Source organism: Haloarcula amylolytica, assembly GCF_049705545.1.
Lineage (GTDB): Archaea > Halobacteriota > Halobacteria > Halobacteriales > Haloarculaceae > Haloarcula > Haloarcula amylolytica_B.
Window position 1 is genome coordinate 2,742,004 of record NZ_JBNAMU010000001.1, and the last position, 25,216, is coordinate 2,767,219.

36 protein-coding genes and 2 tRNA genes are annotated in these 25,216 nt (G+C 64.4%); 10 read left to right on the forward strand and 28 right to left on the reverse strand.

All coding sequences use genetic code 11. The annotated features are described in order from the left end of the window. Positions 1–19 precede the first annotated feature (19 nt). The 13 genes from rpsB to ACOZ4H_RS14360 form a co-directional block, all read right to left on the reverse strand. Entirely contained in the window at positions 20–841 is an 822-nt protein-coding gene (gene rpsB / locus ACOZ4H_RS14300) for a 30S ribosomal protein S2 (RefSeq protein ID WP_424329916.1), read from the reverse strand. Beyond that, positions 838–2,043: a phosphopyruvate hydratase gene (eno, locus tag ACOZ4H_RS14305; protein ID WP_424329917.1), complete on the reverse strand. Its 1,206-nt coding sequence runs from the start codon at positions 2,041–2,043 to the stop codon at positions 838–840. The genes rpsB and eno overlap by 4 nt, the downstream gene beginning before the upstream one ends. Before the next feature lie 2 nt (positions 2,044–2,045). After that, positions 2,046–2,219, reverse strand: a complete 174-nt coding sequence (locus ACOZ4H_RS14310) for a DNA-directed RNA polymerase subunit K (protein ID WP_004516796.1) — start codon at positions 2,217–2,219, stop codon at positions 2,046–2,048. Further along, positions 2,216–2,416 (reverse strand): DNA-directed RNA polymerase subunit N, encoded by a 201-nt coding sequence (locus tag ACOZ4H_RS14315; protein WP_023843157.1) that lies wholly within the window; start codon positions 2,414–2,416, stop codon positions 2,216–2,218. The genes ACOZ4H_RS14310 and ACOZ4H_RS14315 overlap by 4 nt, the downstream gene beginning before the upstream one ends. Before the next feature lie 12 nt (positions 2,417–2,428). Further along, complete coding sequence (locus tag ACOZ4H_RS14320) at positions 2,429–2,827, reverse strand: 30S ribosomal protein S9 (RefSeq protein ID WP_004516798.1); 399 nt, start codon at positions 2,825–2,827, stop codon at positions 2,429–2,431. Continuing rightward, positions 2,821–3,258 carry a 50S ribosomal protein L13 gene (locus ACOZ4H_RS14325; protein ID WP_424329918.1) on the reverse strand — a complete coding sequence of 146 codons (438 nt, stop codon included), beginning with the start codon at positions 3,256–3,258 and terminating at the stop codon, positions 2,821–2,823. Before ACOZ4H_RS14325 ends, ACOZ4H_RS14320 begins: the two co-directional genes overlap by 7 nt. Beyond that, positions 3,255–3,605, reverse strand: a complete 351-nt coding sequence (locus ACOZ4H_RS14330; RefSeq protein WP_004516800.1) for a 50S ribosomal protein L18e — start codon at positions 3,603–3,605, stop codon at positions 3,255–3,257. The genes ACOZ4H_RS14325 and ACOZ4H_RS14330 overlap by 4 nt, the downstream gene beginning before the upstream one ends. 24 nt (positions 3,606–3,629) lie before the next feature. Then, a tRNA-Leu gene (locus tag ACOZ4H_RS14335) sits at positions 3,630–3,714 on the reverse strand. A 104-nt stretch (positions 3,715–3,818) separates the two neighbouring features. Then, on the reverse strand, positions 3,819–4,598 hold the full coding sequence (locus ACOZ4H_RS14340; RefSeq protein ID WP_424329919.1) for a DNA-directed RNA polymerase subunit D: 780 nt from the start codon (positions 4,596–4,598) through the stop codon (positions 3,819–3,821). Between the two features lie 3 nt (positions 4,599–4,601). Beyond that, the gene (locus ACOZ4H_RS14345) at positions 4,602–4,991 is read right to left on the reverse strand and encodes a 30S ribosomal protein S11 (protein WP_004516802.1); all 390 of its coding nucleotides are present in this window, start codon (positions 4,989–4,991) and stop codon (positions 4,602–4,604) included. Continuing rightward, the gene (locus ACOZ4H_RS14350) at positions 4,988–5,503 is read right to left on the reverse strand and encodes a 30S ribosomal protein S4 (RefSeq protein WP_004593562.1); all 516 of its coding nucleotides are present in this window, start codon (positions 5,501–5,503) and stop codon (positions 4,988–4,990) included. The genes ACOZ4H_RS14345 and ACOZ4H_RS14350 overlap by 4 nt, the downstream gene beginning before the upstream one ends. Beyond that, complete coding sequence (locus ACOZ4H_RS14355) at positions 5,503–6,042, reverse strand: 30S ribosomal protein S13 (protein WP_424329920.1); 540 nt, start codon at positions 6,040–6,042, stop codon at positions 5,503–5,505. Before ACOZ4H_RS14355 ends, ACOZ4H_RS14350 begins: the two co-directional genes overlap by 1 nt. A 21-nt stretch (positions 6,043–6,063) precedes the next feature. Further along, positions 6,064–6,148, reverse strand: a tRNA-Ser gene (locus ACOZ4H_RS14360). Between the two features lie 218 nt (positions 6,149–6,366). On the opposite strand from ACOZ4H_RS14360, the gene ACOZ4H_RS14365 reads away from it, so the two are divergent. Together ACOZ4H_RS14365 and ACOZ4H_RS14370 are read left to right on the forward strand one after the other, a co-directional pair. Next, positions 6,367–6,666: a hypothetical protein gene (locus tag ACOZ4H_RS14365; RefSeq protein ID WP_424329921.1), complete on the forward strand. Its 300-nt coding sequence runs from the start codon at positions 6,367–6,369 to the stop codon at positions 6,664–6,666. A 154-nt stretch (positions 6,667–6,820) separates the two neighbouring features. Further along, complete coding sequence (locus tag ACOZ4H_RS14370) at positions 6,821–7,882, forward strand: Mrp/NBP35 family ATP-binding protein (protein ID WP_424329922.1); 1,062 nt, start codon at positions 6,821–6,823, stop codon at positions 7,880–7,882. Positions 7,883–7,945: 63 nt separating this feature from the next. Here the strand turns inward: ACOZ4H_RS14370 and ACOZ4H_RS14375 are convergent, their stop codons facing one another. The 5 genes from ACOZ4H_RS14375 to cofD all read right to left on the reverse strand — a co-directional run bounded on the left by ACOZ4H_RS14375 (position 7,946) and on the right by cofD (position 11,524). Next, positions 7,946–8,137 (reverse strand): 30S ribosomal protein S17e, encoded by a 192-nt coding sequence (locus ACOZ4H_RS14375; RefSeq protein WP_004516807.1) that lies wholly within the window; start codon positions 8,135–8,137, stop codon positions 7,946–7,948. A gap of 189 nt (positions 8,138–8,326) precedes the next feature. Continuing rightward, positions 8,327–8,953, reverse strand: a complete 627-nt coding sequence (locus ACOZ4H_RS14380; RefSeq protein WP_424329923.1) for a DUF447 domain-containing protein — start codon at positions 8,951–8,953, stop codon at positions 8,327–8,329. Then, complete coding sequence (locus ACOZ4H_RS14385; RefSeq protein WP_424329924.1) at positions 8,950–9,813, reverse strand: triphosphoribosyl-dephospho-CoA synthase; 864 nt, start codon at positions 9,811–9,813, stop codon at positions 8,950–8,952. Before ACOZ4H_RS14385 ends, ACOZ4H_RS14380 begins: the two co-directional genes overlap by 4 nt. Further along, positions 9,786–10,532 (reverse strand): tRNA-dihydrouridine synthase, encoded by a 747-nt coding sequence (locus ACOZ4H_RS14390; protein ID WP_424329925.1) that lies wholly within the window; start codon positions 10,530–10,532, stop codon positions 9,786–9,788. Before ACOZ4H_RS14390 ends, ACOZ4H_RS14385 begins: the two co-directional genes overlap by 28 nt. After that, on the reverse strand, positions 10,532–11,524 hold the full coding sequence (gene cofD, locus ACOZ4H_RS14395) for a 2-phospho-L-lactate transferase (RefSeq protein WP_424329926.1): 993 nt from the start codon (positions 11,522–11,524) through the stop codon (positions 10,532–10,534). Before cofD ends, ACOZ4H_RS14390 begins: the two co-directional genes overlap by 1 nt. A 160-nt stretch (positions 11,525–11,684) precedes the next feature. On the opposite strand from cofD, the gene ACOZ4H_RS14400 reads away from it, so the two are divergent. Next, the gene (locus ACOZ4H_RS14400; protein ID WP_424329927.1) at positions 11,685–12,224 is read left to right on the forward strand and encodes a protein-tyrosine phosphatase family protein; all 540 of its coding nucleotides are present in this window, start codon (positions 11,685–11,687) and stop codon (positions 12,222–12,224) included. 11 nt (positions 12,225–12,235) lie between these two features. Here ACOZ4H_RS14400 and ACOZ4H_RS14405 read toward each other — a convergent pair whose 3' ends face one another. The 5 genes from ACOZ4H_RS14405 to ACOZ4H_RS14425 form a co-directional block, all read right to left on the reverse strand. Beyond that, positions 12,236–12,976 carry an ABC transporter permease gene (locus ACOZ4H_RS14405; protein ID WP_424329928.1) on the reverse strand — a complete coding sequence of 247 codons (741 nt, stop codon included), beginning with the start codon at positions 12,974–12,976 and terminating at the stop codon, positions 12,236–12,238. Further along, positions 12,973–13,914, reverse strand: coding sequence for an ABC transporter ATP-binding protein (locus ACOZ4H_RS14410; RefSeq protein WP_424329929.1), 942 nt, complete (start codon positions 13,912–13,914; stop codon positions 12,973–12,975). The genes ACOZ4H_RS14405 and ACOZ4H_RS14410 overlap by 4 nt, the downstream gene beginning before the upstream one ends. Positions 13,915–14,187: 273 nt before the next feature. Continuing rightward, positions 14,188–14,427: a SelT/SelW/SelH family protein gene (locus ACOZ4H_RS14415; protein ID WP_014039746.1), complete on the reverse strand. Its 240-nt coding sequence runs from the start codon at positions 14,425–14,427 to the stop codon at positions 14,188–14,190. A 31-nt stretch (positions 14,428–14,458) separates the two neighbouring features. Beyond that, positions 14,459–15,160, reverse strand: a complete 702-nt coding sequence (locus ACOZ4H_RS14420; RefSeq protein ID WP_424329930.1) for a DUF7546 family protein — start codon at positions 15,158–15,160, stop codon at positions 14,459–14,461. After that, a complete protein-coding gene (locus ACOZ4H_RS14425) occupies positions 15,157–16,545 on the reverse strand; it encodes a heme o synthase (RefSeq protein WP_424329931.1) in 1,389 nt (462 codons plus the stop codon). Before ACOZ4H_RS14425 ends, ACOZ4H_RS14420 begins: the two co-directional genes overlap by 4 nt. 142 nt (positions 16,546–16,687) lie before the next feature. Between ACOZ4H_RS14425 and coxB the strand changes: the two genes are divergently transcribed. Beyond that, positions 16,688–17,452, forward strand: coding sequence for a cytochrome c oxidase subunit II (coxB, locus tag ACOZ4H_RS14430; protein ID WP_424329932.1), 765 nt, complete (start codon positions 16,688–16,690; stop codon positions 17,450–17,452). Between the two features lie 152 nt (positions 17,453–17,604). On the opposite strand, the gene ACOZ4H_RS14435 is transcribed toward coxB, so the two are convergent. Together ACOZ4H_RS14435 and ACOZ4H_RS14440 are read right to left on the reverse strand one after the other, a co-directional pair. Further along, positions 17,605–18,063: a hypothetical protein gene (locus ACOZ4H_RS14435; protein WP_424329933.1), complete on the reverse strand. Its 459-nt coding sequence runs from the start codon at positions 18,061–18,063 to the stop codon at positions 17,605–17,607. 292 nt (positions 18,064–18,355) lie between these two features. Beyond that, complete coding sequence (locus tag ACOZ4H_RS14440) at positions 18,356–19,126, reverse strand: CAP domain-containing protein (RefSeq protein ID WP_424329934.1); 771 nt, start codon at positions 19,124–19,126, stop codon at positions 18,356–18,358. Between the two features lie 124 nt (positions 19,127–19,250). On the opposite strand from ACOZ4H_RS14440, the gene srp19 reads away from it, so the two are divergent. The 3 genes from srp19 (at position 19,251) to ACOZ4H_RS14455 (ending at position 20,963) form a co-directional block, all read left to right on the forward strand. Beyond that, a complete protein-coding gene (srp19, locus tag ACOZ4H_RS14445) occupies positions 19,251–19,529 on the forward strand; it encodes a signal recognition particle subunit SRP19 (RefSeq protein WP_424329935.1) in 279 nt (92 codons plus the stop codon). Then, positions 19,526–19,753, forward strand: coding sequence for an H/ACA ribonucleoprotein complex subunit GAR1 (locus ACOZ4H_RS14450; RefSeq protein ID WP_424329936.1), 228 nt, complete (start codon positions 19,526–19,528; stop codon positions 19,751–19,753). The genes srp19 and ACOZ4H_RS14450 overlap by 4 nt, the downstream gene beginning before the upstream one ends. A gap of 97 nt (positions 19,754–19,850) precedes the next feature. Continuing rightward, positions 19,851–20,963 (forward strand): presenilin family intramembrane aspartyl protease PSH, encoded by a 1,113-nt coding sequence (locus tag ACOZ4H_RS14455; RefSeq protein ID WP_424329937.1) that lies wholly within the window; start codon positions 19,851–19,853, stop codon positions 20,961–20,963. A 12-nt stretch (positions 20,964–20,975) separates the two neighbouring features. Here ACOZ4H_RS14455 and ACOZ4H_RS14460 read toward each other — a convergent pair whose 3' ends face one another. Both ACOZ4H_RS14460 and ACOZ4H_RS14465 read right to left on the reverse strand, forming a co-directional pair. After that, positions 20,976–21,983 carry an ornithine cyclodeaminase family protein gene (locus tag ACOZ4H_RS14460; RefSeq protein ID WP_424329938.1) on the reverse strand — a complete coding sequence of 336 codons (1,008 nt, stop codon included), beginning with the start codon at positions 21,981–21,983 and terminating at the stop codon, positions 20,976–20,978. Between the two features lie 120 nt (positions 21,984–22,103). Continuing rightward, entirely contained in the window at positions 22,104–22,334 is a 231-nt protein-coding gene (locus tag ACOZ4H_RS14465; RefSeq protein ID WP_424329939.1) for a hypothetical protein, read from the reverse strand. A gap of 478 nt (positions 22,335–22,812) precedes the next feature. Between ACOZ4H_RS14465 and ACOZ4H_RS14470 the strand changes: the two genes are divergently transcribed. After that, positions 22,813–22,980 (forward strand): DUF7331 family protein, encoded by a 168-nt coding sequence (locus tag ACOZ4H_RS14470; RefSeq protein ID WP_424329940.1) that lies wholly within the window; start codon positions 22,813–22,815, stop codon positions 22,978–22,980. Positions 22,981–23,016: 36 nt separating this feature from the next. On the opposite strand, the gene ACOZ4H_RS14475 is transcribed toward ACOZ4H_RS14470, so the two are convergent. Then, positions 23,017–23,430, reverse strand: coding sequence for a DUF3054 domain-containing protein (locus ACOZ4H_RS14475; protein ID WP_424329941.1), 414 nt, complete (start codon positions 23,428–23,430; stop codon positions 23,017–23,019). A 143-nt stretch (positions 23,431–23,573) separates the two neighbouring features. On the opposite strand from ACOZ4H_RS14475, the gene ACOZ4H_RS14480 reads away from it, so the two are divergent. Both ACOZ4H_RS14480 and fen read left to right on the forward strand, forming a co-directional pair. After that, positions 23,574–24,131 carry a GNAT family N-acetyltransferase gene (locus tag ACOZ4H_RS14480; RefSeq protein WP_424329942.1) on the forward strand — a complete coding sequence of 186 codons (558 nt, stop codon included), beginning with the start codon at positions 23,574–23,576 and terminating at the stop codon, positions 24,129–24,131. 82 nt (positions 24,132–24,213) lie between these two features. Then, the gene (gene fen, locus ACOZ4H_RS14485; RefSeq protein WP_424329943.1) at positions 24,214–25,194 is read left to right on the forward strand and encodes a flap endonuclease-1; all 981 of its coding nucleotides are present in this window, start codon (positions 24,214–24,216) and stop codon (positions 25,192–25,194) included. Positions 25,195–25,216 lie beyond the last annotated feature (22 nt).

A 25,216-nucleotide genomic window follows, 5' to 3' on the forward strand; every position in this document is an offset into this window, starting at 1 on the left:
ACGAAACAGTTCAGCGACGTTAGATGTCGGACTCGAAGTCGTCGAGTCCGTACGTCGGCTCGGCACCGCGGCGGTCGAGCGTCTCGTTGGCCAGCAGCCAGTAGACGACCGACAGCGCCTTGCGCCCCTTGTTGTTCGTCGGGACGACCAGGTCGACGTTCGACGTGGTGTTGTTGGAGTCACACATCGCGATGACCGGGATCCCGACCGTGATGGCCTCCTTGACAGCCTGGGCGTCACCGATCGGGTCGGTGACGACCACGATGTCGGGTTCGATGTAGCCGTCGTAGTCGGGGTTGGTCAGCGTGCCGGGGATGAACCGGCCGGTGCGGACGCGCGCCCCGATTGCTTCGGCGAACTTCTCGGCCGGGAACCGGCCGTACTGGCGCGACGATGCGGCCAGGATCTGCTCCGGCTCGTAGTTGGCCAGGAAGTCCGCGGCGGTGCGGATGCGCTCGTCGGTCATCGAGACGTCCAGCACGTAGAGCCCGTCGGTCCGGACGCGGTGGATGAACCGCTCCATGTCCTGGGTCTTCTGCTGGGTCCCGATGTGGACACCGGCGCCGAGGTAGTCCTCGACGGGGATGAGGAGGTCGGCCTCCGACTGCTCGTCGGGCATGACGTCCTCGTCCAGCTGTGGGCCGGCGGCCTCGTCGGCCTCGGCCGCTTCGTCGGCCTCCGTGTCGGCATCGGTTGGTTCGGCCTCTGTCGCCTCCGCGGCGTCGTCGGCGGGCTGTTCGGCTTCCGTTTCGGTCTCCGCGTCGACCGCTTCGTCGTCCTCGTCGGACGGGTCGAAGTCGGAATCGGACGCGTCGAGACCTTCTTTTTCGTTGCCGCTCATACTGCGTTGTCCTCGATACGGATTAGTTCGTTCAGCTTGGCTGTGCGCTCGCCGCCGACCGCGCCGGTCTTGATGAACGGTGCGTCAGTGGCGACAGCGAGGTGTGCAATCGTCGTGTCTTCCGTCTCGCCGCTGCGGTGGGAGACGACGGACTCGTAGCCGCTTGCCGTCGCCAGTTCGATGGCGTCGACAGCGTCGGTGAGCGTCCCGATCTGGTTCGGCTTGATCAGGATGGAGTTCCCGGCGTCGGCGTTGATACCGGCCTGCAGGCGCTCGACGTTCGTGACGAACAGATCGTCGCCACAGACGAGCGTCTGGTCACCGACCTGTGCGGTCAGGTCGGCGAATGCCTCGTAGTCGTTCTCGTCGAGTGGGTCCTCGACGTAGACGAGGTCGTACTCCTCGACCTTCCCGGCGATGTACTCTATCTGCTCTTCGGTGGACTTGACGCCGTCATCGTAGACGTAGCCGTCCTCGTCGGCGTCGTAGAGTTCTGCGCCGGCGACGTCGAGGCCGAACGAGATAGCGAAGCCGAAGTCGTCGGCGACGGTCTCGACGGCCTCGTCCATGATCTCGAACGCTTCGTCGTCCGAGACCGAGGGAGCCCAGGCCCCTTCGTCGCCCTTGCCCGCTGGCAGGTCGCGGTCGGCCAGGATGTCGTGGACCTCCTGGTGGACCGCGGCGTTGGCGAAGACGGCCTCTTCGACGCTCGGCGCGCCGACGGGGGCCGCGAGGAACTCCTGAATGTTGGTCGCGTCTGCGGCGTGCTCGCCGCCGCCGATGATGTTGCCCAGCGGCGTCGGGTACTCGTTGCCCCGGAACGTGCCGCCGAGGTGCTGGTACAGCGGTGCGCCCAGCACGTCGGCACCGGCCTTTGCGGCCGCCATCGAGATGGCGACCGCGCTGTTGGCCCCGATGCCGGAGAAGTCGTCGGTGCCGTCGGCTGCGTGGAGTGCCGCGTCGACGTCGCGCTGGTTCCCGGCGTGGACCTCGCCGATGAGTCGCGGGAGCGCCTCCTCACGGGCGTTGGCGATGGCCTCGTTGGCGGGGAGTTCGATGGCCTCGTACTCGCCCGTGCTTGCGCCGCTCGGTGCCTTGCCACGACCGAAGCCCCCACTCTCAGTGAGAACGTCGGCCTCGACGGTCGCGTTCCCGCGGGAGTCGAGGACGCGGCGGAGTCGGATGTCAGTGATGAGCGTCATCGTTAATCACTCCTGTTGACCGTGAACGGTAGGACGCCAGCGTCGTACTCCTCGGCGGCGATGAGTATCGGCTGGGTGTGTTCCGTCTCGATGAGCACGGGAGCACCGTGGGCCAACTGCAGCGCTCGTGCGCCGAGTTTGCGGGCCTTCTCGTAGCGGCTTTCCTGTGCGTTCATTGGTATGGTGAGACGATGTCGACGAGGTCTTTATGTGAGACGAGCATCCGGCGACAGCAGTGCCGCTCGACGCCGAGTTCGTCGAGGACCTTCTCCGGGTTCTCGGGCTCCTCGGCCTCGCGGGTGCGTGCTTTGAACTCTTCCCAGTGCTCGCCGACGACGTTACCGCACGTGAAACACCGAACCGGTACCATCATACCTGTATCACCTTAGCGGTACGATTTCTGGTAGCGGGCCCGCGCACCGGGGCCGCCCCACTTCTTGGGTTCGGACTGGCGAACGTCGTTGACCAGTAGCGAGCGGTCGAACTCCATGAACGCGTCACGTAGTTCGGCGTCGTTGGTGTGGTCGACGAGCCCGCGAGCGATGGCGGTTCGGGCGGCGTCTGCCTGCCCCATGACGCCGCCACCTTCGACGGACACTTCGACGTCGACCTCGCCGCGGAGGTCGTCCTCGGCGATGCGGAACGGTTCCAGCATCTTGAGCTGCGCCAGCTCGGGGTCGACGAGTTCGACCGGCTGCGAGTCGATACGCACGCGGCCCTCGCCCTCGCGAACGGTCGCGCGGGCGACGGCGGTCTTCTTCTTGCCAGACGTGTTCGTTACCATGTCTTGTTCGCTCCAAGCGTTTCGCTGATCTCGCCCAGCGTGACGAACTTGATGTTCGACAGTCGGTCAAGCGACGTGCCGTCTAGGACCTCGCCGTCCTCGTCGTACGGGTTGCCGAGGTAGACACGGACGTTCTCGAACGCCTCGCGGCCGCGCTGCTTCTTGTGGGGCAGCATGCCACGGATGGTGCGCTTGAAGATGCCGTCCGGTCGCTTGGGGTAGAAGTACCCGTTGTCGTTACCGATGTCGACACGTTTCTCGTACTTCTCTACGATCTGCTCCTCTCGGCCGGTAATCACGGCGCGTTCGGCGTTGACAACAGCGACCGTCTCGCCGTCGAGTGCCTGTTCGGCGACCTGTGATGCGACGCGGCCCATGATACAGTCGCGGGCGTCAACGATGACATCCGCGTCGAACTCTGCGACGCTCATCGGATCACCCGGACGTGGGAGCCTTCTGGGTTGTTTTCGATTGCCTGTTCGAGTGATACAGCCTCTCCAACCTGGTCGATCTTCGTCTCGGCGGTTCCGGAGAAGTCGACGGCGGCGACGGTGACGTCCTTCTGCAGGACACCGGAGCCAAGCACCTTGCCGGGCACAACGACGGTTTCGTCTTCCTGGGCGTATCGTTCGATACGGCCGAGGTTGACTTCCGCGTGTGTGCGCCGTGGCTTTTCTAAGCGCTCGGCGACGTCGCCCCAGACAGCACCGCCCGAACTGCGGGCGGCTGACTTCAGGTCGGCGATGAGACTACTGAGTCTCGGGTTCGTCTTACTCATATGATTCCTCCGTTGTGGGAAAAGTGCAGGGAGCAGGATTTGAACCTGCGGACCCCTACGGGACAGCGCCCTGAACGCTGCGCCGTTGGCCAAACTTGGCTATCCCTGCGCGCGATTGTTCGTTTTGCGTGCCCCGTAAAACCCCTTTCGGTCCTCGCGCTCGGGGAGCGGGCGGTCATCGGTAGTGGTGGGGTGTGTCGGGGCATTGTGTCGTTACAGTTGGACTGCGTCTTTCAGTTCGGTCGCGCGGTCACGCAGCGTCTCGACCGCGCGCAGGACCAGTTCCTCGGTGGTGAACGACCCGTCCGTCTCGACGTGGAACACGAACGCGTTCGGCACGTCCGAGACCTCGACGTCTTTGCCGGGGTAGCGGTTCCGGAGGTCGTTGTCGAACTCGTCTGTCGCGACGAGCTCGCCGTTGGTGGCGTCGCCGGCGGCGTGTTCGGCCGCTTGCTCTTCGATGACGCCACGCAGGATGTTCGGGTCGTCGTCCTCGAACTCGCCGAGGTCGCCGACGACCTCCACCTGCTGGAGGTGTCGGTAGCCGACGGCCACGCCGCCCTGATGTTTGGCGTGTTCCCGACCGGTGTCGAGGACGGCGTCGGCCTCGACTTCGAGACGTTGGCCCTCCTTGAGATCGATGATCGGGATGTTGTCGTCGGCCGCCTCGACCATCGGATCCGAGGAGACGAGGTCGCTGGAGTAGGCCGTGCTCGGCCCGTCGACGGACAGCGATAGCGTCACCTCGTCGCCGATCTCGAAGTCGTCGAGGTCGGTCGTCAGCGGGACCAGTCCCAGTCGGAGACCGATCTGCTCGTTGAACATCACGCTGGTGTTCTCGATGACGCGGACGGTGTCGATACTGAACGTCGGCACGTCCGCGATCATCGCTCGCCGGATGCCGTTGGCGAAGGCCGGCGTGATACCGCGCACGAGGATCCGCGCCTCGCGCTCGCCGCGTTCGACGAACTCAACCTCGTAGTCCTGTGTCATTGGTTAGAATCCGGAGTTCTTGGGTGCACGAGTGCCGTCGTGCGGGGTCGGCGTGACGTCCTCGATGCGACCGATCTCCAGGCCCGCTCGGGCGAGTGCGCGAATCGTCGCCTGCGCACCCGGACCGGGCGAGGTCTGGAGGTTGCCGCCGGGGCCACGGACCCGAACGTCGACGCCTTCGACGCCGCGGTCGAGGGCTTTCTCCGCAACGACCTCGGCCATCTGCATCGCCGCGTACGGCGACGCCTCATCGCGGTTCTGCTTGACGACCGTTCCGCCGGAGCTCTTTGCGAGCGTCTCCGCGCCGGTCTGGTCGGTGATGGTGATGATCGTGTTGTTGAACGATGCGTGCACGTGGGCGATACCCCAGATGTCTTCGGTTTCTTCGCTCATTCTTGGGCCTCCGCGCGCTCAGGGTGGAGTTCGTCCGACAGCGAGCTGTGCTCGTCGAAGCCGACCGAGCTCTCGACGGCGGTCTCCACCGTCATGCCGGGTCGGGTGACGCGAGCGTCGTCCAGCACGATGTGTCCGTGGACGATGAACTGGCGGGCCTGCTCGGGCGTGTTCGCGTAGCCCTTGCGGTAGACGACGGTCTGCAGGCGGCGTTCCAGCACGTCAGTCACGTCGAGCGACAGCACGTCGTCGAGCTGGTCCTGCTCGTTGAGGATGCCGTAGCGCTTGAGCCGAGCGAGGAACTCCTCGGACTCGGTCTCGTGCTCGCCGGCGCTGCCCAGCAGCTTCCGGGCCTCGCGGCGGTAGCCACGGAGCTCGGACTGTGCGCGCCAGAGCTCTTCTTTGTTCTTCAGGCCGTAGCGGCCGATGAGGTTGGCCTCGTCGGCGATACGCTCGCCCTGGAAGGGATGGTTCGGCGTCTCGTAGAACTTCGTGTTTGAACCAAGCGCCATTATTCTTCACCACCTTCTTCGGCGGCGGCTTCCTCGGCCTGCTCTTCCTTGATCGCCTCGACGTTGACGCCGATGGTCCCCTCCGTCCGGCCGGTGGACTTGGTACGCTGTCCACGGACCTTCTGGCCGCGCTTGTGGCGGACACCGCGGTAGGAGTCGATCATCTTCATGCGGTTGATGTCCTGCCGGCGGGTGAGCTGGAGGTCGTTGCCAGTCTCGTGGGTGGTCTCACCAGTGAAGTAGTCCTTCTGGTGGTTGGCCATCCATTCGGGCACATCGTCGGCGAAGTTCTCGACGCGCTCGACGACGCGCTCGATGACGTCGTCGTCGAGCTTGCCGAAGACAGCGCGCCGGTCGACGTCCGCCTTCTGGGCGATAATTCGGGCGGCCCGGTGGCCGATACCGTTCAGTTCTGTCAGTGCTCGCTCGACGGATTTCGTCCCGTCGAGGTCTGTCTGTCCGATACGGACGAAATAGCGGATGTCCTCCTCCTCTTCGGCATCCGCGTCCTCGCCCGCGTTGGGGTCTTCTGCACTCATATGTAGGTACTGATGGGTGAGCGTCGTGGCGGGGATTCGAACCCCGGAGGCTGTACGCCACAGAGTTAGCAACCCTGCGCCTTGGGCCAGGCTTGGCTACCACGACACACGTTCTATGACACTCGCGCCCGCAGCACGCGGACTCGGGGGCCGGTCCCCCTACACGAGTCTATCCGATTCTATTCCGGGGTTGTATTTAAACGCAACGAAGGGGCCCGGCCGCGTGACTCCGAGACATACCTACTGAGACATGCAATAACAAGCCGCACCACAACTGACAGGTGCCAGCACAACACATTCGTCGCTGGGCGCCCACGTCGGTGTATGCACCGGCGCGTTACCGACGGTGGCAGCAGCGTCGACCCGACCGACCGAACAGCGGTCCGTGACCATCTGGAACGGTTCGCGGGGCCCGACGCAGTTACCGAGGCGGACGACGGCACGCTCCGGGCCGACTTCAGCGGCCGAACCCACATCGCAGTGGCCCCCGACGGCACGATAGACACCGGCATGCCGCTCCACTCGTTCGCTGGCACGCCGGAACGGCTCGTGTTCGACCACGATAGCGGCGAGTTGCGCGCCGACCTGGACGGAGAGAGCCTCTACGTGTTTCGACGACCCTGAGTCCGGAGAAGCCTCCATCCCAGCCTACTGGGATCTTAGATTCCGTGCACTCGCGTACATGTGGCAAGTGTCACCGCTGGCCCAGTTCGATTGGTTGTTGCCGTGTTCGGCAGTGTCACAATCCTTATCGCACCTCCGGGACCTACTCCTGTGCATGAATACAGACGACGTACGCGAGCGCCTGCGAACGGTCGAGGATCCGGACCTCGGAGCCGACATCGTATCACTCGGGCTGATCAACAGCATCGACGTGACTGACGACGAGGTCAGCATCGATCTGGCGCTCGGTGCGCCGTACTCGCCGACGGAGACGAGCATCGCGAACGAGGTCCGCGAAGCGCTGGGAGACATCGATCGCGAGATAGATCTCTCGGCGAGCGTCGACCGCGGCGTCCCGGAGGCTGAGGATCCGCTTCCGAAGGTCAAGAACGTCATCGCGGTCGCCTCGGGGAAGGGCGGCGTCGGCAAGTCGACCGTCGCGGTGAACCTCGCCGCCGGCCTCTCGCGGCTCGGTGCCCGCGTCGGCCTGTTCGACGCCGACGTGTACGGGCCGAACGTCCCGCGGATGCTCGACGCCGACGAACAGCCGCGCGCGACCGAAGACGAGGAGATCATTCCCGTCGAGAAACACGGGATGAAGCTGATGAGCATGGACTTCCTCGTCGGCAAGGACGACCCGGTCATCTTCCGCGGCCCGATGGTCGACAACGTCCTCACGCAGCTCTGGGACGACGTGCTCTGGGGCGAACTCGACTACATGGTCGTGGACCTGCCGCCGGGGACCGGCGACACGCAACTGACCATGCTCCAGCAGGTCCCCGTCTCCGGGGCCGTCATCGTCACGACGCCCGAGGAGGTCGCCCTCGACGACGCGCGCAAGGGGCTCCGGATGTTCGGCCGTCACGAGACGCCCGTCCTGGGCATCGTCGAGAACATGTCGTCGTTCGTCTGCCCGGACTGTGGCGGCACGCACGATATCTTCGGCAGCGGCGGCGGCCGCGAGTTCGCCGACGAGACGGAGATGCCGTTCCTCGGCGAGATACCGCTCGACCCCGAAGTCAGAGAAGGGGGTGCGACCGGGGAGCCCCTCGTTCTCGACGAGGACAGCGACGTGGGCGAGTCGTTCCGCGACATCGCCGCCCGCACCGCCAACATGCAGGGCATCATCCACCGGAAGCGCCAGAGCGACAGCCGGGCCGCCCAGCCCGAGCAGTAGCGGGCCAGCGGCTGAAGAGAGCAATAGCTCAGTTGCCGCGGGAAACAGAGAGAAAGAACCGAGTTACGCTTCGACCGGGTTGTTCATTTTCCGGGTGACGTAGCCGGCGATGCGGTTACGGACACCCTTGGATTCGATGTTGGTCAGTTCCTCGACGACGTCCTTGTTGTGTTCGAAGTCGGCACCGAAGGCGTCGGGGTATCGCTCCATGAGGAGCGTCCCGGTCTTCTTGACGTAGGCGGGTTTGATTGCCATGCGCGCTACTTGCTTGGTCGCACTCAAAAAGGGTTCGGAACGGACCACGCACGCGAACGTTTATCAGGAGGGGCGGGGCGACCCGCGACCGTGCGCTGACCGTCGCTTTGGCAGGAATAGCGGGAGCGCGACACGGCCTGTCACCGACTGCGGCGTGTCGCCTGTTCGCCCCAGTTCCGAGTAGTGTGGCTACCACTCGGCGTCAACGAGTTCGCGAACCCGCTCGTAGGCCGCTCGCTCGCGCTCGCTACCGGCCGTCTCGACAACGGACTCGAAGTACGCGAGCCGGTCCAGCAGCGTCCCGCGGTCGTAGCTCGGCACGTCCAGCCGCGAGGCCGCGACGGTCGCCTCGACGACGGCCGCGTGGCCGCGGTTCGTCGTCGGCACGACGCGCCGCTCGACGCCGCTGTCGACTGGTTCGAGCGCCCACTCGACCCACTGGGTGTCGCCTTCCGTACCGGAGTCGCGCCGCATCGCCTCAACTTCGACCCACGCGTCCGCGCTGTCCAGAATCGGCTCGTCCTCCTCCCAAACCGACAACGCCGCCTCGGCGAAATCAAGCGGGTCGCGAGTGAACTGGACGTACCCGCCGCCACGCTCCCGGAAGTTCCGCCAGGTTCGGGTTCGGCCCCACGTCGTCGCCGTGGCCGGTCCATCGCCGTCGGGCGCGTGGACACCCAGCGCAGCCACGTTCCAGCGGTCGTTCGGTCCCAGCGTGGTCACGACAGTCTCGGAGACGCCAGCGAGCGCGACGGGCCACTGCGTTCTGGAACAACTGGAATTCGGTCCGCCACCCTCTGAGGAATCCCGGGTCACACTTCGAGCCCCCGTTCCAGCGCGACGAACAGCGCGCCCGCGACGATGTCGGCAGTCGTTCCGGGGTTGATGTCCCGCTCGACGAACTCCTCGGCCAAGTCCGTGGCATCCTCCTCGCCGTCGAGGACAGCCTGTGCCCGTCGCTGGACCTCCTCAGCGGTTTCGCGGTCCTGCCGTGTGACGATGAAGGTGTCGGGTTCCGCCGCGAGCAGTTCGAGGAAGGCGTCGGAGGCGCGGTCGGCGACCGGACCGGACCCGTCCAGTAGCCACTCGCTAACCTCGAAGACGCGCTCGAAGCCGGAGACCCACTCCGCGGCCACGCCGTCGACATCGGCGCTGGACTGCATCACGTCGAACAGCGTCAGCCCGCGCGCCCGGAGATCCGGAACGGCGTCGCTCCCGCGGCGAACGTCGAGCGGTTCCAGTCCGTCCGGCGGGTCGTCGACGGCCACGTCGACGTGCTCGAAGGCCCGGTAGAACGCCGCCGCGTCCTCAACGGTCGTCTCGCGGACCACGTCGTCGACACCGGCCGAGGACAGTCGCCCGTCAGCTGCTGCGGCGACAAGCGGCGTGAGCACCAGCAGGGCCCCGAACTGGGTGTTGCCGCCGGACTGGTCCGCCATCCCGTCGACGGCGGCCTCGAACGCGGGACCAACGGGGTCGCCCGCGGCCGCGCGGTCGAGTCCTGGTCGTGCTCCGACAGCGCCAGCCACGAAGTGCTCGAACCGGAGGTCGTCGTACTCCCGCTCGCGGTCGACGTTGCCCGGTTTCGGCGTGCCGGAGACCTCCAGCAACAGCGCCAACTGCGCGTTCTGTGAAACCGACCGTTCGCTCACGGTGACACCTCCGAGGCGAACCACTCCGCTGTTGTCGCCCGGATCTCATCGAGGAGTTCCGGCTTGTCGCTAGCTCGACCGACGCTGACGGCGTCAGCGCCGTAGGAGAGGTACTCCTGTGCTGTCTCCGTCCCGCGAACGCCGTTGTTGGCGACCACAAACAGGTCGGTGGCGTCGGTCACGTCGGCGATGACCGACTCCGAGTCCATCGCGTCGACGTGGAACATGTCACCACCAGCATCTTCGATGGTTTGGGCAACGGCCGGGAGCGAGACGCCGTCGAGTTCAGCACGCCCCTTCACAGAGACCGTCCCTCCCGTCGACGCTGCGGCCGCCACGAACTCGGCCAGGCGGTCCGGTTCCCGAAGCAGCGACTCACCGGCACCCACAGCGCACATCTCGTCCTGCCGGCAGTGGGCGTTGATCTCGATGATGGCGTCGTGGCGCTGACAAACGGCGGCGACACGCTCGACGGGGCCGAGTGTCGAGCTCCGGACGTTGAACGCAGGGCGCAGCGGTGCATCTGCAAGCGCAGCCAACTGGTCGTCAACGAACGCGACCGGATCGTCCGGCAGGAACTCGGAGCGGTCGCGGTCCGTCATCGCTTGGGCAGCGTCGCGTGTCTGGCCGTCGAGCGCGATACCGCCGAGGAACGCACACCCGACGTGGGACTCGACCGCGCGGGCCCACGACGCGTCGGCCTCGCCGCTCAGACTCGCGAGGGCGACGCGCGGCTCGAACATCAGGCCACCTCCGAGAGAGCTGTTTCGACGGCACGGTTCACCCGTTCAGCGTCGGCCTCGTCGCCGAGGGTCGTGTCAGTTCGGACGACCGGCACGTCGAGCGGCGTCGAATCGTCGTCATCAAGCACGAACGCGTCGGCGAAGGGGTAGGCCTCGGCCACGCCGGCAGTGCTGGGCTCCAGCCCGACGCCGGCCATCAGGTCCGCCGCCGGCCCAGAGAACACTGTGTCTTCGATGAACGGCGAGACGGCGACGACCGTTGTCTCATGCAGTGCCTGTTCGATCTCGTCGATGGCGAGCATCGGCCCGAGCGAGGTAACGGGGTTCGACGGACCGATGACGACGGTATCGTCGAGTGCGGTCAGGACGGCGTCCGTCGCGCTGGCCGCCTCAGAGCCTCGGAACTCTACGTCTTCGACCGACGGTTCCCCGTTGCGGCCCACCCACCACTCCTGGAAGTGCATCGGACCGCTCGGCGTGTGGATGATGGAAGCGACCGGGTCGTCGCTCATCGGTAACAGCGCCCGGTCTAACCCGAACGCGTCGGCGAGCGTGCGCGTCACCTCGGTCAGTGATCGGCCCTCGTCGAGCAGCGAGGTCCGCGTGACGTGGACTGCGCGGTCCCGGTCGCCGATGTGCATGAACTCCGCGACACCGGAGAAGCGCCGCCAGCGGGCGATGTCGCGCCCCGCTGTCTGTGCGTCGTCGGGGAGGTATCGAGGACCACTATCCAGCCCCGCGGCGTCGGCGAGCCGTGTCAGTTCGGTGTGTGTCTCGGCGGTGTCGTCGGCGATGCCCCACCACGTCTCCCGGTCGAGGACATCACCGTCCAGAAACAGGACGGTATCGAGGTCCGGGCACACGAGGTGGCCACCCAGCTCGATATCGTCGCCGGTGTTGGCGACGACTGTCGTCGCCGCCGGCGAAAATACGTCATCGGCACCGGCAAGGAGCTTCGGCGTTCCCGTCCCGCCGGCAAGATACGTCACCATGTCTCGACGTAGGGGGAACTGACAGTATAAACGTGGCCACTAAAACTGGCCGGGCCTGGAAACCAGCCCCGTAGATGCCACTCCCGTTCGGAGAATCACAGCTGAGAACTGGGTGGGTAGAATGAAGGGGGTCGGTAGGATAGGCAGGACAACGGGTGCTATGCCCATCGTGAATCCACACCGCTTCGCGCCTGCAGCCTCCAACGAAGAGTACGTCTACGGATCCTGTGCGCCGGGCTGGCATACGGCCGCCACGCACCAGGACGCTCTCGATGATTGGATCGCACACATGCAGGCACACGACATCGAACGGGTCTGCTGTCTGCTTCCCGGGCAACAACTCGACGACGCTGGAGCCAACATCCAGCGCTACCGGGAGGCCTTCGGAGAGTCATCAGTCCGCCACGTACCGGTTCCCGACCACCAGCTCATCCCCAAAGACCGCCTCCACGACGATATTCTGCCGTTCCTCGTTGACGCCTGCGAGACAGAAGAGCGGGTCGTCGTTCATTGCCTGGCCGGCATCGGCCGCACCGGACAGGTGCTCGCCGCGTGGCTGGTGTATCATTACGACTACGGCCCCGACCGCGCCATCGAGGCGATACAGGAGATGGGCCGTGACCCCGAAGAGGCAATCCGGTCGGGGAACGCGACCGACGCGGAACTGTCCGACCTGTTATCGTCTGTCGCACGTTTGTAAGAGAATTCTGCTCAGTCCGTCCGCGGGAGGAGCCGCGCGCCGACGGCAAAGCCGACGACGGCACAGACTGTGAGAACGGCGAGTGGGGCGAGTGCTTCACCGGTTCCGGTTGTCGCCGCACGGACGCCACGCGAGAAGTACGTCAGCGGCGAGAGCCAGGTCGGGAGCCACGCGGGCAGGAGGGTCTGTGGGACGAACGTCTCCGAGAGGAAGAGCAGCGGGAGCGCGAGGCCGTTGCTCGCCGCGATGACGCCGTCCTGTGAGTCCGCAAGGCTGCCCAGCATCGCACCGACGGCACAGAACAGCGCGACGCCGAGGCCGACAAAGGGGAGCAGGAGCACAGAGGGACGGATCGTCGCGCCGGTCAGCCACACCATCATGCCGAGTATGAGGAGGCCGGCGATGCCGATGATGACGACGTTGACAAACGTCTGTGCCAGTAGCCACTCGGTCCGGGTCAGCGGCGTCGTCGCCAGTTTCTCGAAGCGGTTGCCGTCCCGGTGTCTGGCCACCTCGCTGCCGACACGTGAGAGTGGAGTGAACAGGACGACGACGGCCAGATAGCCCGGCGCGTAGAAGCTCGGCGGTTCCGTGAACAGGCCGCCGCCGCCAGGCTGGGTCTGGACCAGCACACCGAAGATGACGACGATGATGACCGGGAAAAAGAACGTGAAGAAGACGGCCGTCCGTCGCCGGAGGAAAGCCAGCGACGCCGCGCGCGTCTCCGATGCGAGTCGCCCCAGTCGGCTCATTGGACACCACCTGCCGCCGGCTCTGTCCAGCGCGGTTCACCGCGCTGGCCGACAGCCGTTCCGGTGAGTTCGAGGTACACGTCCTCTAAGTCAGGCTGTTTCCAGGTGAGGCTGTCGTACTCGATGCCCGCCTGGCCCAGTTGCTCGGTGATGTTGCCGATGGACTCCGGGCGGATGCCGTAGACGACCAGCCGGCCGTTCCGGAGTGCCGTCTCCGCCGGGTAGTCGATGGCTGAAACGGCGGCCTCGTCGAAGGTTCCGTCGACGATGAGTTGGCTGTCGCCGCCGTGCTCGGCCACGAGTGCGTCCGGCGAGTCGAGTGCCATGAGTGTCCCGTCGGCGAGGAGGCCGACGCGGTCCGCGAGCCGCTGGGCCTCCTCCATGTAGTGGGTCGTGACGAGTATCGTCACGCCGCGGTCGGCAAGCCCCTCCAACAGTCGCCAGAGGTCACGCCGACCGGCCGGGTCGATGCCGGTGGTCGGTTCGTCCAGCACAAGTAGGTCCGGGTCGTTGATGAGCGCCGTCGCGACGCAGGCCCGTCGCTGCTGGCCGCCCGAGAGGTTCTCGTATGTCGTGCTGGCAGTGTCGGTCAGACCGACATCGTCAAGGACGGCTTCGACATCGCGAGTGTCGTCGTACAGGCCGGCGTAGTATTCCAGCAGCTCCCGCGCCGTCAGCCGCTCGTGGGGCGAAAACGACTGTGGCAGCAGACCGATTCGGTCGCGGGCGACCGTTCTGGGCGACTGGCCGAACAGCCGAACCTCGCCGGTCGCGTCTGTCGTTCCGGTCAACGCCCGTACCAACGTGGTCTTGCCAGCCCCGTTGGGACCGACCAGCGCGAGCACCTCTCCGGTGGTCGCCGTCAACGAAACGCCGTCGAGTGCGACTGTATCGCCGTACCGCCGCCCGACATCCGACGCGACCAGTACCTCGTCCATGCGCCCTCGTCCGGTCGGGTCGCCGAAAGCAGTTCCGTTCTCGTGCGGTCAGCGGCCTACACGTTGCGGCCACATCTCAGACAGACGGCCGGAAGCCACGGCTTGTCCGTGACAACTGGCTGAGTGTCTTCGCAGTGGTCACAGAATTCGGTTTTCGTCGCCATTTACGGAAGATGTCACAGCAAAACAATAAATAGTTTGTTGTGCGGTATACCGTCTCAAACCGATGGCAGCGTCGGCACGGGATTCCACTGACAGCATCGCGATGCCCCGTTACATGACGTGTGAACGGACCGCACGGACGATAGCGTCCACGTCGAACTCGTCGCTGGCCTCGGCTTTGTCGTAGATCGTCTCGTCGTCCACGCTAATCCTGAACACGCCGTGGTCACCCATGACCAGTCGGACGCTGTCGAGTTCCTGCTCAAGTCCGGACAGAATCGCCTGCTGAACGTGTAATGCCCGTTCGCGGAACCCACACGGGACACAGTATTCGATTTCGACAGTGCTCATACCGGTGTTCACGCCTGTCAGCCTGAAAGCTCTATGGCCGACCGACTAACGTTCGGAGACGGCCGATGACCGTCACGTCGAAGCGGTGGACGCCGTAGAGCAGTCCAACGGAGACGAGGAACACCACCGTCGAGAGACCGTACGACTGGGAGAGGGCCGCTTGGGACAGCGTCGCCCCGACACCGACGAACCCGCCCAGTATCGACGCGATAATCGGGAGGACACAGGAGACACAGGAGAACAGGCCGACGATGCCGCCCACCGCGCCGCCACTCGCGTCGATAGCTGTCACGAACACCAGATACGAGAGGGCCAGGTAGCCGGCGACCTTCCACGGGATGAGCACCACGCTGAGGGTCGCGCCGCTGAACACGACCGTCGGCGAGAATCCAGGCGGGGCCTGCGTGACCAGGCGGAGGCCGGTCCCCTGGCCGCCTGTGCCGTACACGCCGCCGACGTATCCCAGTACGAGCAGGTAGCCCAGGGCGACGACCGCACTGCCGAGCGTCCGCCGGCGACTGGTCAGTTCCGGGCGCACTCGCAGGACAACGAGACCGGCGACGTTGAGCCAGATGAACGGGAACAACAGCAGAAACGGATCCGTCGCGGGTTGGGCCGTGTTGACGACGTAGCCCAGAATGAGGATGAACTCCGCGTTCAACACGGCTGCCCAGGTTACCAGCGAGCGCGTGTCCGGGATTGCGTCTCTGAGGGTCGCTGTCGTGGTGCTCATAGTGCGAGAGCGTCGATAACGATGGCGACGAGGACCGCCCCGAGGTAGGCGTTCGACGCGTGGAACGCCCGGAACGCCGCCGCTTCGGTCTGCTCGTGGTGGAGTCGGACGACGGCCCAGAGGAACACTGCGCCCAGCAGCACCGACGTGACGGCGTACAGCCAGCCAAGCGACGTGAGCACGCCCAGCACGCCTGAGGCGATGAGTGTCGCGCCGAGGTAGTAGACGATGTGCTTTCGCGTCTCCGTCTCCCCGCGGACGACCGGCATCATCGGGAAGCCGCCCGCCTCGTAGTCGTCCTTGTACGCGAGCGCGAGATTATAGAAGTGCGCCGGCGTCCAGAGGAAGATGACCACCGCGAGGACGACGCCCGGGAGGCCGACCGACCCGTCGGCGGCGACCCAGCCGATGAGCGCCGGCAGCGCGCCGGCGGCCCCGCCGATGACGGTGTTCTGGACGGTGTTGGGCTTCAATACGAGCGTGTAGATGACGCTGTAGAACACAATCGCAGTCAGCCCGAGCAGCGCCACGAGCGCGTTCACCTGCCAGAACAGCCCCAGTGACGCAAACGAAAGCAGCAGGCCGAAGACCAGCGCGTTCCGGACCGGAATCTGATGGGTCGCGATGGGGCGGTCCGAGGTCCGGTCCATCCGCTTGTCGATGTCCCGTTCGAGGACGTGGTTGAACGTCCCCGACGCGCCGATAGAGAGGACGCCGCCCCCGAGCGTAAGCAGCACCGTCCGAACGGTGAGTGTCTGCCCGGCGGCGAGTGCCATCCCGGCCGCGGCGACCAGACACAGGAGCCACATCAGCCGGGGCTTCATCAGGCGGAAGTACGCCGAGGCGGTCTCGACGACGCGCTCGCGGGTGGAGAGCGTCGGCGACTGTGCCGGACCGTCGTCGGCTGGCTCCGGTGCGAGTGTCGGGTTCTTCACGGGGGTCTCGTCATCACTGCCCGTCTCAGCTTCGAGGTGCCACGCCAGAGCCAGCACGAACGAGCCGAAGATGCCCATCCCCAGAGCGAGATGGGCACCGGGGAGTGCCGCCTCCGTGCTCGTCGCGACGACGGCGCCGAGCGCTATCTGGACCGGGTACAGCGCGGCTCCCAGAAGGATAGCTGCCTTGACGCGGCCGCGACAGTTGGATCGGAGCCCGACAACGGTCATAGCCACCACAAGGAGTCCGACGGCGGCCGCGACGAGTCGATGTCCCCAGGCGACCAGCAGGGCCGTGTTCGTCACGTCGACCGGTCCGTCACACAGCGGCCATGTAGTACAGGCTGCCGCCGCGTCCGTGAGTGTCGTCGTCGCACCGGCGAGGACTAGCAAGTAGACGCCGACAGCGGTCGCGGCGAGCAGTCCGGTGAAGGTCCGGCTCTCTGCCATTATTGTATCCTTCGATGCTGGCCACTTAGACCCCGCGATTCCGCTGTCTCCGTCCGGAGAAATTCTGCGGTCCTATTGCTGAAAATCGGGTGCTTGCGGCGAAGACAGCAGTTATTTATCCCCGAAATCCTAACCCGCATCCATGACCCGGAAACGTGCCGGTCTGGTCGCGCTGTTCGGTGCTGCGTTACTCGCGCTCGCCGTCGAGCCGGCCGCCGCCGCACAGATTCAGGACTCGACGACGGAGAGCCTCATCTGGGGGCTGAATATGAACCTCCTGTACGTCGCTATCCCGATTACGGTCCTCGTCGAGGGGATTCTGATCTACACCGTCTGGCGATTCCGTAATCAGGAGGAGGCGCTTCCCACGCAGGAGAACCGCCGACTCGAAGTCACCTGGACCATCGCGACGGCGATCATTCTCCTGTTCGTCGGCGTCGCCTCCTACCAGGTGATGGCTAGCCCGTATGTCACTGCCGAGGCCGGTGACCAGGCCGCACTGCAAGAACAGGACACCGAACTCATTACCGTCGAAGCTCAGCGATACGGCTGGACGTTCTACTACAACGAATCAAGCTGGGACGGCGATGCGGAAGTGACCACCACGACGAACCTGAAGATACCAGCCAATCAGGACGTGTCCTTGCGAATTACATCGACCGACTGGCTCCACGCGTTCCACGTCCCGGGGCTCGGGCTGAAATCCGACGCGTTCCCCGGCCAGTACAACAATCTCCGGACCAGCGTTGACAACACCGGCACCTATCAGCTCTACTGTGCCGAGTACTGTGGTTCGGGCCACTCGCAGATGCTCGGGACTGTGGAAGTCGTCCCGCAGGACGAGTACGAGGACTGGCTGGCAGAGCAGAAGAGCGGCGGTGACGGCTCTGAGGGTAGCGGCGAGTAGCGCGGTAATTGAGCGGCTTTTTCACTCCGAGAGCTGCCGAGTTTCGGAAGATCACGGTCATCCGGGAAACCGCGAATTTCCGGCACGGTGACGGTGAATATGGGCCACGACAAAATCGAAGCAAGAGAGGGCTGAGCCGACCTGCCAGTCCGTTACTGAACGGTCCATCTTTCAGTTACTTCGCCGTTCGAATCAACTGTCAGATTCAGGCTCTGGTGGCTGCTAACCCTATCACTGAATACGTGCTTGCCGTCGATATATAAACTGATTCCACAGACCTCAGCGTCCGCCTCGCGGTTGATCCGGACTGATTCGCCTGGTGAGACTGAAAGATCTTTATTCTGACAGGTGGCAGTTAGTACAACGTCGCCCGAAAAACCGCCTACGACTTGGACTTCCACGAGCGTCGATCCTTCACACATCGACGGCCAACATTCCGGTGTCGATACCTCGGAAGGCGGTGGTCCGGTTTCAGTGGCGGTGTTGCTCGGCGTTTCTGTCGTGTCCGGTGCTGGGGAGTTATTCTCCGTCGCGCCATCAGAGCCCCACTCGACACAACCGGAGAGGGATATGGAAAGTGCTGAGATTGAGAGGAACTGCCGTCGATTCATGATAGCTGGTAAAACCGATTGTGTAAGTGTCTTGTGAGAAATAGGAGAACAGCCACTGTTTTAGCCACCTATGAGAGTAGTAACACGTCGAGGAACTCTGTAGACTGAGTGAGTACTGCCACCAGCGGTTCACGAGCGGTTCACCACAGAAAGAAGCGGGGCAACGACGACACTGCTCGCATTTGATGAAGCGTAGAACCTAGATAGAGTTGTGGGACGGTGGCAGCAAGACAGCGCTCACAGACGGCCCGGCCAGCAGAACAGTCGCTGTGCCGATCAGCCCGCCTGGCCGTTAGCCGCAGATGTTGGCGGTCACGTACACGTTGCCGGTGTCGGTTATCTCTACGCCGATGCCGACGATGTTGGCGTTGCGGAGCGTGAGCCGTTCGCGGTAGTCCGGCCATGCCATCCAGTCATCGACGATCTTTCTGGCGACCTCTTTGTCGGTAGCGTGGAATCGCTCCTCGCCGCCCTCCTCGTAAGTTTGTCCGGCGACCGTCTTTTCAACCGCCTCGAACCGGTTTCGGTCCGGTTGCTCTATGTAATCTCCCTCAGCAGATTTGAACGTACACCGGTCGTAGAGGCCGGCGTTTTCGTATCGGTCCTCGCTGGAGACGCCGTCGATCTTGTGAATCGCCTTCCCTTCGATGGCCATCTGCTCGCTGTGGCCCTTTGCCATCTCGTTGAGGTCTGCTTCCGTCTGCAGCCCCGATTCGAACGGCGGGACGCCTGCAGCCTCGCGTTCCTCGTTGAGGAACTGCCGGACGTAGTTCGAGACGTTCTGTTCGTTGAACTCCCGCGCCGGGATCGACTCCTGCTGCGGGGTCGCTGTTTCGGTCGGCGTCGTCGTCCCATTTGCCTCCGGCGTCGGTGTCGGCGTAGTACTGTTGCCCGCTGTCGCCGTCGCCGTTGAACTACCGCCGCCGTCGTCGCTCTGTGAATCGGTTGTCTGTGTCGGCGTATCCGCTGTCCCGCCCGCGAACTGTGCTCCGATAAGAACCCCCGTCCCCAGAATCACCAGGAGCACCACGGCTGCGATAGCGAGTAGCCCTTTCTTTACCATACTTGTCACGGATAGATTACAGGGGTATGTAAGTTTGATTCTTCATATATTTCAACTGATTTTCAATTCGTCCATCGTCGGCGGTGACGATAACCCATATATGCCACGGGCGGCCACTCCCGGTATGGTCGAGAACGTTATCTGGCCGGTGGCGCTCGACGCCAACCACTCGCGCAGCGACGGGCGTCGCGTGCCACTGGATCTGGCCGTCGAAGACCCGACTGTCGACGAGATCGCCAAAGCCGTCCAGCAGGTCGGTTACGACGCGGTCATCGAACGGGACAAGACGTATCCGCGCGAGTACGAGGCCCGCGGGCGGGTCATCGTAAAGGACGCGGACGACGCGACCAAAAGCGACCTGCTCGGGGCCGTAGCGGCCTACATGCAGGCGCTGCGTGAATGAAACGCATCGGCACCGTCTCGCGGGTCGCACAGGGACTGGCCATCGTCCGTGCGCCCGACGACGAGTACGCGTCCGTGGGGACCGCCGTGGTGGACGAGGAGCTCCAGACGGTTGGCTCCGTCGTCGACGTGTTCGGTCCGGTCGAGCGTCCGTATCTCGCTGTCTCGCCGAACGACGACGTCCATCTCCCGGCGCTGGTCGGCAAAGTCCTGTACGCGCGGTAACGATCTCCGACCACCCGCACCCGTCCACATCCGACTGCCCGCACCTGTCCACACCTGCTTCGTAACGCTCAAACGGGTTCCTGCAGGACGTGTGTGCATGGAGCGACGGTGGCGAATCCTCGGCGGCTGTGGCCTTATCGCTGGTATCTTCCTGTTCGTCCAACTCGGCGCGCTGGCGCTGGTCCAGCCCTTCGAGTCGGCTGGCTACCAGGCCGTCGAAGACCCCTCTGACCCCACGAACAGCCTCATGTACGTCGGGGCGATTCTGGTCGCGACGGCCGTCATGTTGCTCGCCTTTCGCTACGACGTTGACCAGCTCATCCGCGGGCTCATCGTCTTTTCTGCGGCCTGGCTCTCCCTGTACGTGTTCCAGGTGCTGGTGCCGCCGGTGCTCACGTACGCCGGCCTCAACGTCGTCGCCGTCCTGTTGGCACTGGGCCTGGGGACGGCGCTGCTGGTCTATCCCGAGTGGTACGTCATCGACGCCGCCGGTGCGGTGATGGGGGCCGCCGCGGCCGGCCTGTTCGGCATCAGTTTCGGGATTTTGCCGTCGCTGGTCCTCCTGACCGTACTCGCGGTGTACGACGCCATCAGCGTCTACGGGACCGAGCACATGCTCACGCTGGCCTCCGGCGTGATGGACCTCAAGGTCCCCGTGGTCCTCGTGATTCCGATGACGCTGTCGTACTCGTATCTCGACGCGACGACGCCGGACCCAACGGCGGAATCCGAGGAAGGCGACGAATCGACGGCGGAGGATACGACGACAGAAGAGCCGGCGACCACGGGATCCGGAGCCGACGCCGACGGTCCGGCAGTTGCAGATGGGAGCCAGCCGACGGAGCGCCCCGACGAAGCGACGAGTACTGACGAGGCGGACGAGAGTGACAACGTTCACGCCGATCCACTGGAGCGCGACGCGCTGTTCATCGGCCTCGGTGACGCGATCATCCCGTCGATACTCGTCGCCAGCGCCGCCTTTTTCGCCTCGTCGGACGTCCTGTCGGTGTTCGGCGTCCCGTTGCCGGCGCTGACCGCGATGCTCGGGTCCTACGTCGGCCTGACGATACTGCTCTGGATGGTCCTGCAGGGGCGCGCCCACGCTGGTCTCCCGCTGTTGAACGGTGGAACTATCGCCGGCTACATCATTGGCGCGCTCGCCGCCGGCATCAGTCTGGTCGACGCTCTCGGCCTCGGGCCGTATCTCTAAGCTCCGTTTCTGTTATCGACCGGTCAGGGCTTTGCTCGCGGGCGCGAAATCGATCTCCTCGCCGCGGCCCTCGGCCTTCGCCCGCTCGTACAGCATGTGGCCCGCAGCGACGGTTTCGATGGCCGTGCCGCCGGAGTCGAACACGGTGATCTCCTTGGGTGACTGCCGTCCGGGCGCGTTGCCGGCAACGATATCACCTAGCTCGGCGTGGACGTGGTCCTCGTCGATGACGCCCGCATCGAGGGCGTTGATGAACGATCCGGCGTCCTGTGTCACCCGCTCGCGCAGGTCCGGAACGTACGTGGCGCGTTCGATTGTCGTCGCGTCCAGTTCGTTCTTTTCGGGGTGGTATTGGCCCATCGCTGTCACGTGGGTTCCCGGTTCGAGCAGGTCGCCGTCGAACACCGGTTCACTCGCGTCGGTCGCCGTGATAACGACATCGGCCCCCTCGATTGCTGCGGCCGGGGAGGCGACGGCCGCCACCGTCGGGTCGAGGTCGTCGTTCATCTCCGCGGCGAAGGACTCGCGGTGGTCGGCCGTCGGGGAGTACACTTCGATGCGGTCGAAATCACGGACGGTTGCGGTCGCTCGGACCTGCCCACGGGCCTGCGCGCCGCTGCCGATGACTGCGAGGTCGCTGGCGTCGCGGCGGGCCAATGCGTCGACACCGACTGCCCCGGCTGCGCCGGTCTTGTGAGGGTTCATGCTCGCGCCGTCAAGGACAGCGAGCGGGTCGCCGCTATCGGAGTCGAAGATCGGGAGCGTGAAATGGGCGTCTCGCCCGCTGAAACCGGCTGCGTAGGTATACCCGCCCATCGCCCCGGTGTCGGGGAGAATCGCGAGATAGCCGGTCAACATCCCTGCGGGCTCGTCCGAGAACAGCGTTGTTCTGGGAGTCGCCGGGGCACCCTCGCCGCGCTGGCGATATCCTTCCCGAACGGCGTCGACGTACTCGGCGGGGTCGGCCAGGTCAGCCACCTCGTCACTCTGCAGGAACAGCGCTGTCGCATCCGTTGGCATACCCCGACGTTCGACCGACCGGCCCTTATACTGTCCGGCAGTGGCCGACGGTTCGCCACGCGGGTAGACGGCCACTGGCCGTCGCGATAGAAAGAGGAGGGGTGACGGGTGGAACGGCGCTCAGTCCGCTGTCTGGAGCGGGTCCGACTGGGTGTTCTGGGCTGGCGTTTCGTTCGGAACCGGGTCGACGGGGGCACGAACGAACATCGCGTGGCCGATGAGGCCAACGGTCACGACAGAAGCCATCGGAATCGCCGTGGTGAGTGCGAAGCCGCCAGCGAACAGAGTAGCGGTGATGCCGGCCATGGCGAGCGGAATGAGTCCGAGAATGATGTCGTAGTAGCCCGTCATAAGTATGAATTATTCTACGAGAGAGGCATATATGAATGTTTCCCTAAAATGTGGATCTATACATTCAATGGCCCCTGCAAATTTACTTCGTACCCGCTGTATAACACTCTCATAAGTTATGAGTGGGATAGCGGGGAAAGATTAATATAGTCTAATTCCTGTGAGTCGTTGACAATATAAGGGTAGATCTGTCCCGTTGATGCTGGCCCGCGGACCAATTTAGTAAGTTAAATATGCCATGGGCAGTGTTAAACAGTGTCTATTAGTCTCGGTCTGGTAACTGCGACATCGGCAGTCTGATTATCGGTATATAACTCATCTACCTCCAATTTTCAGAATTTGAGAATTAGATTGGTGGGTACGTGGAGTGGTAATGCATCCTATTTTCTACGGTGATAACTGGGTCCATGTGCTTATTAGGTACGCCGGGATACGTTGAGTCGGAGAAAAACGGTAACCCCGACTTCCAAACGAGACAATGAGCACGAACGCAACGGACAACACGACGGGCGCCGCGACCGACGATCAAGAACGACGATACGCCGAACTGAACATCGGCGACGAGGAGTTCGTAATCTACGACCGGGAGAACCACCAGGCATGGATTCAGTCGACAAAGTCGCTTGAAGTCGCCGACCTGCGGTAGTCCGTCATCGACGCTGCACCCCAACTACAGGCCGCCCTATTTTGCGACTGCAACTCCCCCGCGCCAGAGCAGCAACAGCGTGCCACCGACGAGCACAGAGACGAGCGCGAACGTCACTGCCGCATTACCGGGGAACATCGCTGTCGATCGGAGTCCCTGCGCGATTCCGACTGCTAGTACCCACCCCACGATAGTGCGACCGAGAGCCGCTCGAACCGTCCCGGTCGCAGCGGCGGTGTAGAGCCCCCCAAATCCCGCGACGAGGAGCCAGCCGACGTAAAACGGCGTCAGTGTCCCGGCGAACCGAGCCGGGTTGAGTATCGGATTGATACCGTGGGTCAGCTCTCCAATACCGACGAACAAAGCAATCGCCAGCAGGTCACCGACGGCGACCAGCGCCGTCCGAGCGGACAGTTCGATACGACCGTTCCCCACCGTCGAAACGCTCATACAGGGAGTTCCGGCTCCGGACACTTCGCTCTCCCGGATTCGACGACACCGAGCGTTCGGCTGGGTCGCCACCCGGTCACCGACCGTCTGGCGATGGGGCAGGGACCATCACTGATTACACTGGTCGGCCCCAGTGTCGGAGTATGGAGTTCACGCTGCTCGGCTGGCCCGAGGACGGCCACCGGCTCCGGCTGGACCACGAGCAGTTCGCGTACGCGGGTAAGTTCGTGATGACTTCGACCGGAAAAGCCGTCATCGGGGACGACGGCGTCGTGGCCGCGGCTGCGTTCGATGCCGACCGGACAGACCCGAACACCCTCTGTGTCCGATATATCACGGTTCGGCGGGACCGGCAGGGCGACCGGCTCGGCTCTCGCCTCCTCCGGTTCGTTCGGGACCGTGCGACGGAGCGGGACTTCGAACGCGTGTCCATCGGCGTCAACAATCCGTTTTCCTATCAGGCCGCCTACCGGGCGGGGTTCTGTTTCAGCGGCGCGGAGTCGGGGATGGCCGAACTCGATCTCGTCTGGCCGGGTGACCGGAGTACCGAACGGTATCAGGCCGGTCTGGACCTATTTCGGGAGCGCGACCTCTCGCCCGAAGAGGAGTCGTTCCTCGCGTCGAAGGCTGATACCGACCCGCCGTCGGTCCTCGACGGCTGGGCCGAGCAGCCGTCCGGCCGGACAGCCCGATCAGACTGATCGGACGACCACGTCGACTATCCCGCCGGAGTCCCGTGCCATCTCCGGGAGATTCAAACGGCTGTCGACCCAAACTCTGCCAATGGGAAACGCTGATTTACGGTCGCTTGCGGCACTGTCGGACGTGTCGTTCGGTGACCTCGGCGGGAGCGTCGTCGCCGTGGACGCCCACAACTGGCTCTATCGGTATCTGACGACGACGGTGAAGTTCACCAGAGAGGCGAAGTACACCACCAGCGAGGGCGAGGAGGTGGCGAACCTCATCGGTATCGTTCAGGGGCTGCCGAAGTTCTTCGAGCACGACCTCACGCCGGTGTTCGTCTTCGACGGCGCGGTCACAGACCTCAAAGACGACGAGGTCGAGAAACGTCGCGAGCAGCGTGAGAGATACGAATCCGAGCTGGAGGCGGCGCGTGCCGCAGGCGATACGACCCGCGTCGCCAAGCTCGACTCCCGGACCCAGCGGCTGACCGACACAATCGTCGACACGACGCGGGACCTGCTTGAATTACTGGATGTGCCTATCGTCGACGCCCCCGCGGAAGGCGAGGGACAGGCGTCGGTGATGGCCCGTCGAGGGGACGTGGACTACGTCGGGACCGAGGACTACGACGCCCTCCTGTTCGGTGCGCCGATGACGCTCCGCCAGATCACGTCGAAGGGCGACCCCGAGCTGATGGACTTCGAGGCCACGCTCGAGCGACACGACCTTACCTGGGAGCAACTGGTCGACGCCGCCATCCTGATGGGGACGGACTTCAACGAGGGGATCTCCGGCATCGGTCCCAAGACTGCTGTCAAGGAACTTCACGAGCACGGCGACCTCTACGCTGTCCTCGAAGCCCGTGGCGAACACATCGACCACGCCGACCGCATCCGGAGCCTGTTTCTCGACCCTGCAGTCACTGACGACTACGAGATTCCGGACAGCATCGAACCGGACATCGACGCCGCCCGCGCGTTCGTTACCGAGCAGTGGGAGGTCGACGCCGACGAAGTCGCTCGCGGGTTCGAGCGTATCGACGAATCTGTCGTCCAGACCGGGCTGGACCGCTGGGCGTGACAGCTCCGTAGCGGGTCAGCTG